This window comes from Blastococcus capsensis (genome assembly GCF_030165005.1).
Lineage (GTDB): Bacteria > Actinomycetota > Actinomycetes > Mycobacteriales > Geodermatophilaceae > Blastococcus > Blastococcus capsensis.
In genome coordinates, this window is record NZ_JASNNW010000034.1 from 15,483 (window position 1) to 28,505 (window position 13,023).

15 protein-coding genes and 1 tRNA gene are annotated in these 13,023 nt (G+C 74.8%); 5 read left to right on the top strand and 11 right to left on the bottom strand.

The features are described 5' to 3' along the window. Window positions 1–41: 41 nt before the first annotated feature. The 7 genes from QOZ86_RS20150 to QOZ86_RS20180 all read right to left on the bottom strand — a co-directional run bounded on the left by QOZ86_RS20150 (window position 42) and on the right by QOZ86_RS20180 (window position 4,454). Entirely contained in the window at window positions 42–899 is an 858-nt protein-coding gene (locus QOZ86_RS20150; protein ID WP_284493758.1) for an NAD-dependent protein deacetylase, read from the bottom strand. A 61-nt stretch (window positions 900–960) separates the two neighbouring features. Then, complete coding sequence (locus tag QOZ86_RS20155; RefSeq protein WP_284493759.1) at window positions 961–1,407, bottom strand: SRPBCC family protein; 447 nt, start codon at window positions 1,405–1,407, stop codon at window positions 961–963. Window positions 1,408–1,435: 28 nt separating this feature from the next. Then, window positions 1,436–1,795, bottom strand: a complete 360-nt coding sequence (locus QOZ86_RS20160; protein ID WP_284493760.1) for an RING finger protein — start codon at window positions 1,793–1,795, stop codon at window positions 1,436–1,438. Window positions 1,796–1,841: 46 nt separating this feature from the next. Beyond that, entirely contained in the window at window positions 1,842–2,540 is a 699-nt protein-coding gene (locus QOZ86_RS20165; protein WP_284493761.1) for a LuxR C-terminal-related transcriptional regulator, read from the bottom strand. A 117-nt stretch (window positions 2,541–2,657) separates the two neighbouring features. Beyond that, on the bottom strand, window positions 2,658–3,371 hold the full coding sequence (locus QOZ86_RS20170; RefSeq protein WP_284493762.1) for a cation diffusion facilitator family transporter: 714 nt from the start codon (window positions 3,369–3,371) through the stop codon (window positions 2,658–2,660). Beyond that, complete coding sequence (locus QOZ86_RS20175; RefSeq protein WP_284493772.1) at window positions 3,368–3,757, bottom strand: ArsR/SmtB family transcription factor; 390 nt, start codon at window positions 3,755–3,757, stop codon at window positions 3,368–3,370. The genes QOZ86_RS20170 and QOZ86_RS20175 overlap by 4 nt, the downstream gene beginning before the upstream one ends. 73 nt (window positions 3,758–3,830) lie before the next feature. Then, window positions 3,831–4,454, bottom strand: coding sequence for a LysE/ArgO family amino acid transporter (locus QOZ86_RS20180; RefSeq protein ID WP_431521235.1), 624 nt, complete (start codon window positions 4,452–4,454; stop codon window positions 3,831–3,833). A 67-nt stretch (window positions 4,455–4,521) separates the two neighbouring features. Between QOZ86_RS20180 and QOZ86_RS20185 the strand changes: the two genes are divergently transcribed. Next, a complete protein-coding gene (locus QOZ86_RS20185; RefSeq protein ID WP_284493764.1) occupies window positions 4,522–5,397 on the top strand; it encodes a LysR family transcriptional regulator ArgP in 876 nt (291 codons plus the stop codon). A 44-nt stretch (window positions 5,398–5,441) separates the two neighbouring features. Here the strand turns inward: QOZ86_RS20185 and QOZ86_RS20190 are convergent, their stop codons facing one another. From QOZ86_RS20190 to QOZ86_RS20205, 4 genes are all read right to left on the bottom strand, one after another. Then, a complete protein-coding gene (locus tag QOZ86_RS20190) occupies window positions 5,442–5,978 on the bottom strand; it encodes a DinB family protein (RefSeq protein ID WP_284493765.1) in 537 nt (178 codons plus the stop codon). Then, window positions 5,966–7,102, bottom strand: coding sequence for a flavin monoamine oxidase family protein (locus QOZ86_RS20195; RefSeq protein WP_284493766.1), 1,137 nt, complete (start codon window positions 7,100–7,102; stop codon window positions 5,966–5,968). The genes QOZ86_RS20190 and QOZ86_RS20195 overlap by 13 nt, the downstream gene beginning before the upstream one ends. Beyond that, the gene (locus QOZ86_RS20200) at window positions 7,099–8,169 is read right to left on the bottom strand and encodes an alcohol dehydrogenase catalytic domain-containing protein (protein WP_284493767.1); all 1,071 of its coding nucleotides are present in this window, start codon (window positions 8,167–8,169) and stop codon (window positions 7,099–7,101) included. The genes QOZ86_RS20195 and QOZ86_RS20200 overlap by 4 nt, the downstream gene beginning before the upstream one ends. A gap of 194 nt (window positions 8,170–8,363) precedes the next feature. After that, window positions 8,364–8,436: transfer RNA gene (locus QOZ86_RS20205), tRNA-Arg, on the bottom strand. Window positions 8,437–8,692: 256 nt separating this feature from the next. On the opposite strand from QOZ86_RS20205, the gene QOZ86_RS20210 reads away from it, so the two are divergent. The 4 genes from QOZ86_RS20210 to QOZ86_RS20225 form a co-directional block, all read left to right on the top strand. Next, window positions 8,693–9,013 (top strand): GNAT family N-acetyltransferase, encoded by a 321-nt coding sequence (locus QOZ86_RS20210; protein WP_284493768.1) that lies wholly within the window; start codon window positions 8,693–8,695, stop codon window positions 9,011–9,013. A gap of 37 nt (window positions 9,014–9,050) precedes the next feature. After that, window positions 9,051–9,860, top strand: coding sequence for an Fpg/Nei family DNA glycosylase (locus QOZ86_RS20215; RefSeq protein ID WP_284493769.1), 810 nt, complete (start codon window positions 9,051–9,053; stop codon window positions 9,858–9,860). Between the two features lie 44 nt (window positions 9,861–9,904). Beyond that, complete coding sequence (locus QOZ86_RS20220; protein WP_284493770.1) at window positions 9,905–10,957, top strand: glycoside hydrolase family 25 domain-containing protein; 1,053 nt, start codon at window positions 9,905–9,907, stop codon at window positions 10,955–10,957. Window positions 10,958–11,079: 122 nt separating this feature from the next. Beyond that, a partial coding sequence (locus tag QOZ86_RS20225; RefSeq protein WP_284493771.1) for an HNH endonuclease signature motif containing protein occupies window positions 11,080–13,023 on the top strand: 1,944 nt, incomplete at its 3' end.

Here is a 13,023-nt window from a genome sequence, read left to right on the forward strand (position 1 = left end):
CCGCCATCCTCACCGAACGGCCGCCGGTCCGCCGCCCGAGGTCAGCCCAGGCGCGCGGCCAGCGCGGGGAGCACCTGGCCCAGCGGCGCGTCGACCCGGACGTCGGCCTTCGCGTCGCCCCGCGTCGGGCCGACGTTGACGACGCCCACCGGGATGCCGAGCTTCGCCGCGCGCAGCACGAACCGGTAGCCGCTCATGACGGTCAGGGAGGAGCCCAGCACCAGCAGGCTGCCGGCGTCCTCCACCAGCCCGAAGCAGTGGTCGACGCGGTCCCGGGGCACCGTCTCGCCGAAGAACACCACGTCGGGCTTGAGCGGGCCGGCCCCGCAGGCCAGGCAGTCGACCATCACGAAGCCGTCGAGCACCTCGTCGGGCAGCTCGGCGTCGCCGTCCGGGTTGATCTCGTCCACCCGCGGCCCGAAGTGCGGGTTCGCGTCCGTGAGCCGCTCGTCCAGCGCAGCCCGATCGGCGACGTCGCCGCAGCCGAGGCACACCGTCCGGTCCAGCCCCCCGTGCAGCTCGACGACGTCGCGGGCCCCGCCGGCCTGGTGCAGGCCGTCGACGTTCTGGGTGATGACGCCGGCCAGCAGCCCGGCGTCCTGCAGCCCGGCCACGGCGCGGTGCCCGTCGTTTGGCCGGGCGGCACGCATCTGCCGCCAGCCGACGAAGCTGCGCGCCCAGTACCGGTGCCGGCCGCGCGGGTCGCGGGTGAAGGTCTGGTACGTCATCGGCGTGTGCCGGCGCAGGCTGCCGGTGGCCCCGCGGTAGTCGGGGATGCCGGAGTCGGTGGAGAGGCCGGCCCCGGAGAGGACGACGACGTCGCCGTCGGCGACCAGGTCGGCCAGCGCGTCGAGGGCCGCGGCCCCCGTCCCCGGGACGGCGGCAGGTGCGAGGGTCACGCGCCCATGTTCCCCGCCGGACGGCGGATGCGCCGCTGAGGGCAGTCGGACCGACCGCTGGTCAGCGGGCGGCGACCACCTGCTCGAGCCGGGCCAGCATCGCGTCCTGGATGCGGGCCAGGCCCTTCGGGGCGAACGTGCGCTCGAAGAACCCGCCGATGCCGGTGGCGCCGGTCCAGGTGGTGCGGGCCCGCACCGTGCTGACCCCGGCGTCGGCGGCGGCGACGGTCCAGGTGGTCACCATGCTGGAGTTGGTGTCGGTCTCCACGAGCGCCCCGTCAGGAGTCTCGGTGACGACGACGTCCTGCTCGCGCACCCGCTTGGACGTGGCCTGCAGCCGCCAGTGCACCGTGGTGCCGGCCCCCTGCCCGCCGGCGTCCACGCGGTACTCGCTGTACTGCTCGGGGAGCACCTGCGGCCGGGTGACGGCGTAGTCGGCGAGTGCGGCACGGACGACGTCCGCCGGTGCGCGGATGATTCGTTCGGTGGTGGCGACGACCTGACCCATGCCGCCCATCCTGCCCGCCGGAGGACGGCTACGCCTGCTCCTCCTCGGTGTTGAGGTAGGAGCAGCGGAACCGGGCGCCGGCCATCGCCTCGGTGAACCGCGCCTCCCACATCGGGTCACGCGCCGGGAAGGTGTCGAACACCCGCTCCTCCAGCACCTCCGGGTGCCCGGCGAGCCCTGGACAGCTTCGGCGCAGCAGCACCCGCGTCACCCCGTCGACCTCGTCGTGCGCGGCACTCCAGCGGGCTGCGGCGACCGCCCGCTCCCGCCACACCCGTTCCCGCGCGGGCAGCAGCCGGCCCGCAGCCGGCTGCTGCGCCGAGACGGCCCAGACGACGATCCCGGCCAGCAGCAGGAGCAGCAGTGCAGCCGCCAGGATGCCGACCATGTCCAGCACGGTAACCCCGCAGGCCTCGACCGGCGGGCGCCTCGGCTCAGACCTCGGCGGGTGCCGCGGTCAGGCTGTGCGCGCCGCAGGTGCAGCCGGGGATGCGCGCCTTCAGGACCAGGGAGACGGCGTGCGCCCGGTCGCGGGCGCCCAGCTTGCGCAGGATCGCCTTCACGTGGGACTTCACGGTGTCCTCGGAGATGAACAGGTTCTCGCCGATCTTCCGGTTCGACTGACCCAGCACGAGCTCGTCGAGGACGTCGGACTCCCGGCGGGTGAGCGGCACCTCGGGGGTCAGCTCCCGGACCACGGGCACGGTGCCCCCTTCGACCCGGCGGATCTGCGGGTCGACGACGGTGCGCCCGGCGCGGGCGGCGAGCACGGCCCAGCCCAGCAGGGTCGCCGAGGTGTTCATGAGCAGGTAGCCGCGGACGCCGGCCGAGAGCGCCTCGTTGACCACGGCCGGGTCCTCCGAGGTGGCCACGGCCACGATCGCGATCCGCGGGAACCGGCGGCGCAGGTCGCGGCAGGCGTTCAGCGTCTCGCCGCGGCCGGGTCCGAGTTCGACGACGACGGCGTCGGGGCGGGCGGACTCGGCCAGCACGAGCGCGCGCCGCGGCTCACCGGGGGCACCGACGGCCTGCATCCCCGCCGTCTCGTCGATCATGCCGACGAGCCCGCGGCGGAGGACCGGGGCGTCGGCGAGGACGAGGACTCGGGTGACGCCGGCCATGGCGATGGACACGCTGGTTGCTCCGCTTCCGATCGGGAACGCTGACCTGCCTTCCATCGACCGGGTGGACACAGTTCTTGAACAGGACTTTTCCGTCGGCCGCGCCGCGCCCGTCGCGGTGCGCAGAATTTACGGCGTCGGTGCGCAGCAGCCATCGGCGCAGCCGCTCCCACACCCGTCGCCGTCGTCCACGGGCTCGGAGGCGTGCCCGCCGGGTGCGCAGCAGCCCTCCCCGCGCCAGGCCTCGACGGCCTCCCGGCCCGCGACCGCGGCGATGACCAGGCCGGCGACCGGGTCGGCCCAGCTCCAGCCGAGGGTCGCGTTGAGGACCAGGCCGGCACCGACTGCGGCGCTCAGCCAGGCGCACAGCGCCGTCTGGGTGCCGTCGGCCGTGACGGCCGCGCTGCCCAGTGCCCGGCCGGTGCGCCGCTGCGCGCGGGACAGGAACGGCATGACGACCAGGCTGGCGACCATCAGGCCGATGCCGACCGGCGAGGCGTCCGGCTCCGCGCCGGCCACCAGGGCCCGCACCGACTCCACGGTGACGTAGGCGGCCAGCAGGCCGAACGCCACCGCCATGAGCCGCTGCGCCTGCCGCTCCCGCGACTCCGGCAGCCGGTGCGCGAACTGCCACAGGATGATCGCCGCGCTGGATACCTCGATGACCGAGTCCAGCCCGAAGCCGATCAGCGCGACCGACCCGGCGGCCAGCCCGGCGGCGATCGCCACGACCGCCTCGACGACGTTGTAGGACAGGCTGGCGCCCGCCAGGAGCCGCGCGCGCCGGCTCAGCCGTACCCGCTCCGCGGCCGGCAGCACCGCGTGCGCGTGGCCGGTGCTCACTGCGCCCCCTCGCCGTACGTCGGGCACAGCGCGACGGCGTCGCCGGTGGTGGCCAGCACCGCCTCGGCGGCCGCGAGCAGCGTCAGCACCTCGGGGCCGGCCAGTGCGTACACCGTCGCCCGGCCCTCGGGCCGCGACCGGACGAGCCCGCAGTCGGCCAGGCACAGGCAGTGCTTGGACACCGTCGACTGCGCCAGCCGGAGGTGCTCGGTCAGCTCGCGCACGCGGTGCTCCCCCGTCGCGGCCAGGTGCCGCAGGATCGCCAGCCGGTTCGGGTCGCCCAGGCTGCGGAAGAGGCAGGCGGCCGCCGCGAGCGCCACGGTCTCGCCGACCGGGACGTCGTCCACCCCGACCGCGGAGTCGACGGCACGCTCGTGCTGAATCATCGTCACCCGGCGATGATAGCGCTCTGAGCGCATGCAGCGACGCGCCGGAAGAGGCGCACTGCGCGGACCGGCGTCAGAGCGCCGTGGCGAGCAGCCCGAGGCCGAGGAGGGTCATCACGACGGCGATGCCGGCGTCGAGGATCCGCCAGGCCGCGGGACGGGCGAACAGGGGGCGGAGGAAGCGCGCACCGTAGCCGAGCGCGCTGAACCACAGCACGCTGCCGAGGGCGGCACCGGCGCCGAACCACCACCTGCCGGCCCCGAGACTGTCGGCCACCGACCCCAGCAGCAGCACGGTGTCCAGGTACACGTGCGGGTTCAGCCAGGTCAGGGCCAGGCAGGTGACGACGCTGGCGAGCAGGCCGTTGCGGGCGCCACCGGCGTCGACGGCGATCGAGGACGGACGCAGCGCCCGGCGGGCGGCGAGGGTGGCGTAGCCGAGCAGGAAGGCGGCGCCGGCCACGCGGATGACGGTGATCGCATCGGGCAGGCGGGTGCTGAGCCAGGAGTTGCCGGCGACCCCGGCGAGGATGAGGACGGCGTCCGACACCGCGCACACCACCACGACCGCGGTCACGTGCTCCAGGCGCAGCCCCTGCCGGAGGACGAAGGCGTTCTGCGCCCCGATGGCCACGATCAGCGAGAGGCCCATCCCCAGCCCGGCCAGTGCGGCCAGCAGTCCCGTCGTCACGTGCATCGACGCTAGGGACCACGAGGACGACAGTCCAGCTGATGTTGCTTGCCCGGCATTAGCGTTGCTGTTCATGGACGTGGATCTGGCGCAGCTGCAGACGTTGGTCGCGGTGATCGACGAAGGCACCCTCGAGGCGGCCGCGCGACGGCTGCACGTGACGCCGTCCGCGGTGTCCCAGCGCCTGCGCGCCCTGGAGGTGTCCACCGGCCGGGTGCTGGTGCAGCGCGGGCGACCGGCGACCGCCACCGCCGCCGGGGAGCCGGTGCTGCGGCTGGCCCGCCAGGTGGGCCTGCTGGTCGCCGACACCAGCCGGCAGCTGGACCCGGCCGATCCCGGTCGTGCACCGGTGCTGCCGATCGCGGTCAACGCCGACTCGCTGGCCACCTGGGCCCTCCCGGCCCTGGCTCCGCTCGCTGACGGTCTCCGCTTCGACCTGCACAGCTCCGACCAGACGCACACCAGCGCGCTGCTGCGGGCCGGCACCGTGATGGGCGCGCTCACCTCGGATGCCGAGCCGGTCGCCGGCTGCCGCGTGACGCCGCTCGGCCGCATGCGCTACCTGCCCTGCGCCGCCCCCGCGTTCGTCGACCGCTGGTTCCCGGACGGGCCCGACGCCGCCGCGCTGCACCGCGCCCCGGTGGTCGTCTTCGACCGCCGCGACGACCTCCAGCACGCCTACCTGCGCCGGCACCTGCCGACGGCGGCGGACGTGCCGATCCACTACGTCCCCTCGTCGGCGGACTTCCTCACCGCCGTGACCCTCGGCTTCGGCTGGGGCATGCTGCCGGAGCTGCAGCTCGGCGGCGGGCACCGTGCGGCGCCGTTCGACCCGGCCGGCGGCGTCGACGTCGCCCTGCACTGGCAGCAGTGGCGCCTCGAGTCCGACCCGCTCGACCGGGTCGCCGACGCGCTGACCCGGGCGGCACATGCACAGCTGCGGCGCTGATCACGGGCGCTTCCGCACCGATGACCGGGCGGCTGCGCACCGGTTCAGCAGGCGTGGGGGTTGAGGCAGAGGTAGCCGTCGACGCGGCTGAGGCCGTCCGCTTCGGGGTCGGGCGGGAGCCTGTGGCCGAGGTTCTGGGCACGGACCTCGCCGATCCACTGGTCGTGCTGGTACTCGTGGTTGACCAGCGCGGTCAGCAGGTGCGTCGCGACGACCGTCATCTGCGAGGGAGCACCGGTCCGCCCGGCGGCGATGTTCCCGATGCGGGCGTGGACCCGCTCGGCGACGGTGTCGCGGAAGACGGCGAGCCGATCCACGGTCGGCAGGGTGCCGCGGAACTTCTCCGGGTGCGCCGAGTCCATCAGGCCGTCCAGCTCCGGGTCGGGGCTGGGTTCGGCGGCGGTGAGGTTGCGGATCATGAAGTGGGCGACGTGCGCCTGGTGGCCCAGGTGCCAGCCGATCGCGCTGGAGTTCTCGTGCGGGCGCCAGGTCACCTCGTCAGGGGTGAGGTCCTTCCACAGCTGGTCCGTGTAGGCGCGGGCGCGGTCGTACTCGCGCAGCAGCCCCGTCAGTTCGTGCATGACCTCTCCTGTCGATCGCCCCTCGCGGTTCCGGTCGTGCCGGCGACGGCGAGGCGGGTGATGGTGCGGGCGGCCTGGGTCCCGGCGCGGATGGCGCCTTCGATGTGGCCGGCGTGGTCGGGGGCGGTCTCGGTGGATGCCCAGTGGATCCGCCCGGCGACGGGCTGCTGGAACAGCGGATGCCCGTAGGTGGCGGTGGAGGCGCGTGGTGACGGTGCGCGGGGGCTGGTGTGCAGCTCCCGGCTCCAGTCGAGGGCGTGGATGTGGCGGGGGTCGGCGGCGGCCGGACCGAACAGCCTGGCGAGTTGGTGGCCGAAGGCGGTGGCGATCTGCTCGGGTGCGGCGCCGTCGAACTGGGCCGCGGCGGCGAAGCCGAACAGTGCGGCGGGGCTGCCGCCGGGTCCGCTGTGGTCGTGGAGTTCCCGGAAGGGGCCGAGGTGGCTCATCGCGGACCCGGCCAGGCCGGCGTCGCGCCAGAACGGCCGGTCGTAGACCGCGACCGCCTTGACCACGCCGCCCATCCACACTGCAGTGCTCGCGGCGAGATCGCGGATCGGCGCAGGGAGGGCAGGGCTGAAAGTGATGGCCTCCACGGCCAGGGCGGGCGGCAGTGCGAGGACGACGTGGCCGGCCGTCACCGGCCCGCCGGCGGCCTCGACGACCACCGTGCCGTCCTCGTCGATGCGGACGCCGGACACCGGGTCGACCAGGTGCAGGGTGCCGGGCCGGAGCCGGTCGGCGAGACCGGCCGCCAGCGCCTGGGCGCCGAGCGCGAACCGCGCGGACGGCACGTCGAGGGGGTTGCCGGCGAGTCGCTGCGGACCGCGCTGGTCGACCTCGAACAGCGCATCGCCGGAAAGCGCCTGCGGGTGGGTTGCCAGCCCGAGGTCGTCGGTGAGCGCACGCACCAGCGGCTCGTCCGGCCAGAACCAGGTGGCGCCCAGATCGATCGCCCCGTCGTCGTGGGTGCTGCTGAGCAGCCGCCCGCCGACCCGGTTCCGCGCCTCGTGCACCGAGACGCTCAGGCCGGCTGCGGTCAAGGCGTGGGCGGCGGCCAGCCCGGCGATGCCGGCCCCCATGACGACGACATCGACGACGAGGGCACGGCGGCGGTTTCCGGTCACTGCAGGCCCGCGGGGTCGAGGACGATGCGGAACCGGGGTGCGCCGGCGCGGATGCGCGCGACCGCCTCGTTCGCCTGCGCCAGCGGCATCCGTTCCACCAGCGGGCGGACCCCGGTGGTGACGGCGAACTGCATCGCTTCCTCGGTGTCGCGGGCGCTGCCGGTGAGGTGGCCGGTGAGGGTCTGCCCGTTCATGACCAGCTGGGCGGCCGGGACCTGGACCGATCCGCCGTCGACGCCGATCAGCGTGAGGCGACCGCCGACGCGCAGACCGGTGAGGAGCTCGGCGACCGGCTCGGTGGTCGGCGCGGTGCAGACGAGCAGGTCCGCACCACCGAGGTCGGCCAGCGCCGCACCGGCGGGGCGCGCGGCGCTGTCGACGTACTCGTGCGCGCCGAGTTCGCGGGCGAGCTCGGCGCGCTCCGGGCCGCGGGCGATGGCGATCGTGCGGTGTCCCATCGCGGCGGCGAACTGCACGGCCAGGTGCCCCAGCCCGCCGATGCCGAACACCGCGACCGTCGCGCCGGGAGCGAGGTGGGCGTGCCGGACGGCGTTGAAGGTGGTGACCCCGGCGCAGCCCATCGGGGCGGCGTCGACGTCGTCGAGCCCGTCGGGGATGCGTGCCAGCGCGCTCGCGGGAACGGTGATCGCCTCGGCCCAGCCGCCGGGGTAGGACAGGCCCGGCACCTGGCGCTGCGCGCAGTGGACGACGTCGCCGGTGCGGCAGAAGTCGCAGTGGCCGCAGCTGCCGCCGAACCAGCCGACGGCGACCCGGTCCCCGACGGCCCACGGGTCGACGTCGTCGCCGAGTTCGGCGATCGTGCCGGCGACCTCGTGGCCCGGCGTCACCGGCGTCGACGCCGAGGCCTTCGGTGCCGCGGCGGTGCTGATGTCGGCGTGGCAGACGCCGCTGGCGGCGACGGTCACCCGGACCCAGCCGCGCGGCGGCCGGGTGACCGCGACCGGCCGGGGGGCCAGGCGCGCCCCGGGTTCGGTGACGGCCATCGCGATCGCGGGCCTCGAGGCCTCCTGGTCGGAGCCGAGAGGCGTGGATGAGGGGGCGGTCATGCGCCGAACTCCTTCGCGGGCAGGGCCCCGCATCTCAGGCCAGCCCGAAACGGGGCGTGGGCTCATCGCTCATGTGCTCGTGCAGCAACGCCGATGGCCCGCAGGCATCCGGATCGGTGCCCCCGGGGCCCTCGTCCGCGGATCCGGAGACCAACGGTCAGCCCCCGGAGGGGTCGACGGTCAGCTGCTGCCTGTGCCCCCGGCAGGATTCGAACCTGCGACACACGGTTTAGGAAACCGATGCTCTATCCCCTGAGCTACGGGGGCGGGATGCATCCGCATGACTGCGGAGAACCGCCTGGCCGGATCATCGTGGCATGCCCGGGATCACGGCCGTCGGTCCAGGTCCGGAGCGTCGCCGCAGGGACGTCCCGGGGCGCGTGACCCGGCCCGGTCGAGAATCCGTCCGGAACACCCGATATCGGTACGGATGAGCGACGGAGTGGCTCCCACGGGTTACGGTGCTGAGGCATACGTCGAGCTCCGGCAACGTCGCCGGAGGGGACGGAAGGTGGATCAGGACATGGAGAGCACGGTGGTCGACGTCCCCGAGCGGGGTCGCTTCGAGGTCCGGCAGGGCGAGCGCGTCGTCGGGCTGGCGAGCTACCACGTCGAGAACGGGCAGATGACCCTCCCGCACACCGAGGTGGACCCCTCGCTGGGCGGTCAGGGCATCGGGAAGGCGCTGGTTGCCGGCGTGCTCTCCGCCGCGCGCGAGCGCGGCCTCACCGTGCTCCCGTACTGCTCCTTCGTGCGGCACTACATCCAGCAGCACCCGGAGCTGGTCGATCTGGTAGCCGCCGGTGATCGGCCGCACTTCGGCCTGGAGACCGCCGACCGCTGATCCGGGCGCCGCGGGCAGCCCCATCTAGGCTGCGCGGATGCCCGAGGGCCACACCCTGTACCGCCTGGCGCGGGAGCAGCAGCTGCTGTTCGCCGGCCGGCCGGTGCACGTCTCCAGCCCGCAGGGCCGCTTCGAGGCCGGCGCCGCACTGCTCGACGGCCGGGTCCTCGACGAGGCGTACTCCTACGGCAAGCACCTGTTCGCCCGCTTCGGCGGGGACAGCCTGCACGTGCACCTCGGGCTCTACGGCACCTTCACCACCGGGACGGGCACGCCCCCGCCGGCGAAGGGCGCACTCCGGATGCGCTGGGAGGCCGACGGCCCCGCCGGCGCGGGGGTGTGGACCGACCTGCGCGGCCCGACGGCCTGCGAGGTGCTCAGCACGCCCGAGGTCGACCACATCCTGGGCCGGCTGGGGCCCGATCCGCTGCGGCCCCGCTCCGACGGCGCCCTCGCGCACCGGCGCATCGCCGGCAGCCGCACGGCCGTCGGCGCCCTGCTCATGGACCAGTCGGTGCTGGCCGGCGTCGGCAACGTGTACCGGGCCGAGCTGCTCTTCCGGCACCGCGTCTCCCCGTTCCGGCCGGGCCGCGAGATCGATGCGGACCTGTGGGCCCGGATGTGGCCGGACCTGGTCGCGCTCATGCGGTCCGGCGTCCGGATGGGCCGCATCGTCACCACCCGGCCCGAGGACCGGTCCCGGCGCAGCGGCGCCATCAAGCTCGAGGACGCCCGCTACGTGTACCGGCGCACCGGCCTGCCCTGCCGGATCTGCGGCACGGAGGTCCGCACCCAGGCCATGGCCGGGCGCAACCTCTACTGGTGTCCGGTCTGCCAGGCCGCCTGACGAGCGGGGCGGCGCACCGGCGTCGCGGAGTACCGTCGACGGGAATGAGGTCCGCCCTGCGATCCGTCGTCGTCGCGACCAGCGCCGTGGTCGCGCTGCTCGGTGCGCCGGCGACGGCCGGCGCCGCCGAGACCGGCACCGGACCGGAAGCGGGCAGCGAACAGTCGAACCGCACCGAGCGCGCGGAGCGGGAGCTTGCCCCGGACCGGGACACCCGCGCGTCGAGCGCCGAGGCCGCCGAGGACGACACCGACCAGGCCAAGGCCGAGCCCGAGACCGACGCCGACCCGGCCAAGGCCGAGCCCGAGACCGACGCCGACCAGGCCGAGGCCGAGCCCGAGCAGGACGAAGCCGGCCGGATTCGGTCAGGTACCTCCATCGGCTACGACGTCTCCTATCCGCAGTGCGGGATCGAGCTCCCCGAGGACCGGGCGTTCGCGATCGTGGGGGTCAACGGCGGGCTCTCCACCCGGGCCAACCCGTGCCTGTCCGCCCAGCTGGTCTGGGCGCACGACTCCTCCGGCCGGGTCGACGACCAGCCCGCCGCGCAGCTCTACCTGAACACCGCGAACCCGGGCCAGGTGCTCGACCTGGTCACCACGTGGCCCAGCGACGGGGACACCCCGTACGGCGACTGCGACGGCGGCAACTCCCCGGCCTGCTCGTGGCAGTACGGGTGGGAGCGGGCGGAGAACAGTGCCGTCTCGTTCCTGCGTCCGGCCGCGCGGTCGGCGCGGGTGGACAGCCAGCCGTCGCGGTACACCTGGTGGCTCGACGTCGAGACGATGAACACCTGGCAGATCGGCTCCGACGACGCCCGCGACCGCAACCGCGCCACGCTCGAGGGCATGACCGCCTACCTGCTGTCGAAGGACGCCGAGGTCGGCGTCTACTCGACCGGCTACCAGTGGGGCCGCATCGTCGGCGAGGTCCCCGAGGACAGCGACCTGGCCGGCCTCGACAGCTGGCTGGCCGGCGCCGACGACCTCGACGACGCCCGGGACACCTGCGACGACGGCCCGCTGGTGCCCGGTGGAAGGGTGACGCTGGTCCAGTACGTCGAGGACGACCTGGACCACAACCACGCCTGCCGCTGACTCCCCTGCAAGACCACCGGTACGCGAGCGAGCAGCGGTCAGATGCGCGGGGTGCTCGGACTGACCACCCACCACTGTCGGAACTGGCGAATCTGTCGGTGGTCGAACGTATGGTCGAACACGTGGATGACCAGCCGATCCGGGACGCCGCCGGTCCGGGCGCGCCGGTGGCCGGCTGGGCGTCGGGGCCGTTGGGTGCGGTGCAGGTCGCCGATCGGGAGATCGCCCGGCAGACGGCGGCGCGGGCGCGGGCGGTGGCGGAGTTCGCGGCGTCCCGGCCGGCGTCGGCGTCGGCCGACCGGCAGCCCGGTGAACGCGGTGCGATGAGCGCGGCGCGGCGGGCGGCCCGGCCGGCGGTGCTGGCCGATGTGTCGGAGTGGGCGGCCCAGGAGCTGTCGATCGCCCTGGGGTCGAGCAAGGAGGCCGCCGGGCAGCTGCTGGAGCGCTCCCTCACCCTGGTGCACCGGCTGCCGGGAACGCTGGACGCGCTGGAGTCCGGGCTGTTGCACGCCGGGCACCTGTGGGCGCTGCTGGAGCGGGTCGCGCCGGTTCCCGATGACCGGAAGCGGGCCGAGCTGGAGCGGGACGTGCTGGCCTGGGTGGCTACGCGGGCCGGCAAGCGGCAGCTCACCACCCCCGCACAGCTCGGTGCGAAGCTGCGCCGGATGGGTCTGGGCCGCGACCCTCGGGAGGAAGCGAACGAGCTGCTGGCGGCGCTCAAGGAGCGTGGGGTGTGGGCACGGCCGGACCGCCGCCCCGGCATGGCGGCGCTGACCTCGCTGCTCACCCAGCCCGAGGCCCAGGCGGTGGTCGACGTCCTGGGCCGCTACGCCGACGCCCTCGACGACCCCGCCGACCGCCGCACCCGGGGTCAGCGGATGGCCGACGTGCTGCTGGACCTGGTGCTGCGCCCGGGCGAGAGCCGGCTGCCGCCGGTGCAGGCGCAGCTGACCGTCGTCGCCGGCGTCCGCACCGTGCTCGGCGGCAGCCAGGCCGGGGAGATCGGCGGCGAGCCGGTGCCGGCGGAGATGGTCCGCGCCGTCGCCCGCGCCCTGGGCCTGCTGCCGACCCCCGCAGCCGGCCCGGCGCCTCCCGACCCCGTCGGCGGGGACCGGAGCCCCGAGCGACCGCTCACCCGGTGGGATCCCGAGGACCCGGCACAGCAGATGTGGCCGGACTGGCTGCGCGAAGCCGACCAGCGGTGGTGGGCCGAGCTGGAGGCCCGCGCCCTGGCCGGCGTATGGGCCGGTGAAGAGGATCCGCCACCGGAGGTGCAGCAACGGATCTGGGCGGAAGAAGCCCGGTGGGCCGCCCAGCCGCCGGCCGACGATCGCGAGTCCGGAGCAGCGCACACAGACGTCCTCACGCGGAAGGACCAGAGGTGGGCGGCCACGGAGTCCGATCCCTCCAGGTCGCCGACCCCGGTCGAACTGTGGCCGGCCGCGCATGCGGCAGTGGATGAAGCGAACCTCGCCCAGCTGGAGCTGGACCGGGCGATCGACCGCGCCTCCGGGGCGGTCGACCGGGCGCGACTGGCCGACCGCAAGGACGAGCAGAGCTGGCGACACACCCCGGACGGCCGGGTCGACGCGGCCCGATCGGACCTGGCAGCGCTGGCCGCGGCGACCGTCGCCCAGCGCGCCGAGCTCGCCGCGCTGCTCGACCTGTCCGGTGGTGGCACGCTGGTCGACCGGCCGCGCATCGCGGTCGTCGACGAGCTCACCGGCGCCCTGCTGGCGCTCACCGACAGCCGCGAACTACGCCGCCGCGCGACCTGCGGCCGCCCGGCCTGCCGCCGGAGACCGGCCCGCTGCGACCACGACCTCAGCGACCGCCCGGGCCTCGGCCCGCCGCCACCCACCGACGGCTACCGGCCCGCCGCCGACCTCGACCGGTACCTGCGCGCCCGTGACCACCGCTGCCGCTTCCCCGGCTGCCGCCGCCGCGTGCCCGGGAGCGGTGAACTGGACCACAACACGCCCTACCCCGACGGGCCGACCGCCGCGGAGAACCTGACCGGCTTCTGCACCGGCGACCACCGCGGCAAGCACCAGGCACCGGACTGG

What these genes read in the sequence shown, in the direction of transcription:
- QOZ86_RS20155 (WP_284493759.1), bottom strand. Translation starts at nt 1,407, where the DNA reads ATGGGTCAGGTCGTCGCCACCACCGAACGAATCATCCGCGCACCGGCG.
- QOZ86_RS20160 (WP_284493760.1), bottom strand. Translation starts at nt 1,795, where the DNA reads ATGGTCGGCATCCTGGCGGCTGCACTGCTGCTCCTGCTGCTGGCCGGG.
- QOZ86_RS20175 (WP_284493772.1), bottom strand. Translation starts at nt 3,757, where the DNA reads ATGATTCAGCACGAGCGTGCCGTCGACTCCGCGGTCGGGGTGGACGAC.
- QOZ86_RS20180 (WP_431521235.1), bottom strand. Translation starts at nt 4,454, where the DNA reads ATGCACGTGACGACGGGACTGCTGGCCGCACTGGCCGGGCTGGGGATG.
- QOZ86_RS20185 (WP_284493764.1), top strand. Translation starts at nt 4,522, where the DNA reads ATGGACGTGGATCTGGCGCAGCTGCAGACGTTGGTCGCGGTGATCGAC.
- QOZ86_RS20190 (WP_284493765.1), bottom strand. Translation starts at nt 5,978, where the DNA reads ATGCACGAACTGACGGGGCTGCTGCGCGAGTACGACCGCGCCCGCGCC.
- QOZ86_RS20200 (WP_284493767.1), bottom strand. Translation starts at nt 8,169, where the DNA reads ATGACCGCCCCCTCATCCACGCCTCTCGGCTCCGACCAGGAGGCCTCG.
- QOZ86_RS20210 (WP_284493768.1), top strand. Translation starts at nt 8,693, where the DNA reads ATGGAGAGCACGGTGGTCGACGTCCCCGAGCGGGGTCGCTTCGAGGTC.
- QOZ86_RS20215 (WP_284493769.1), top strand. Translation starts at nt 9,051, where the DNA reads ATGCCCGAGGGCCACACCCTGTACCGCCTGGCGCGGGAGCAGCAGCTG.
- QOZ86_RS20220 (WP_284493770.1), top strand. Translation starts at nt 9,905, where the DNA reads ATGAGGTCCGCCCTGCGATCCGTCGTCGTCGCGACCAGCGCCGTGGTC.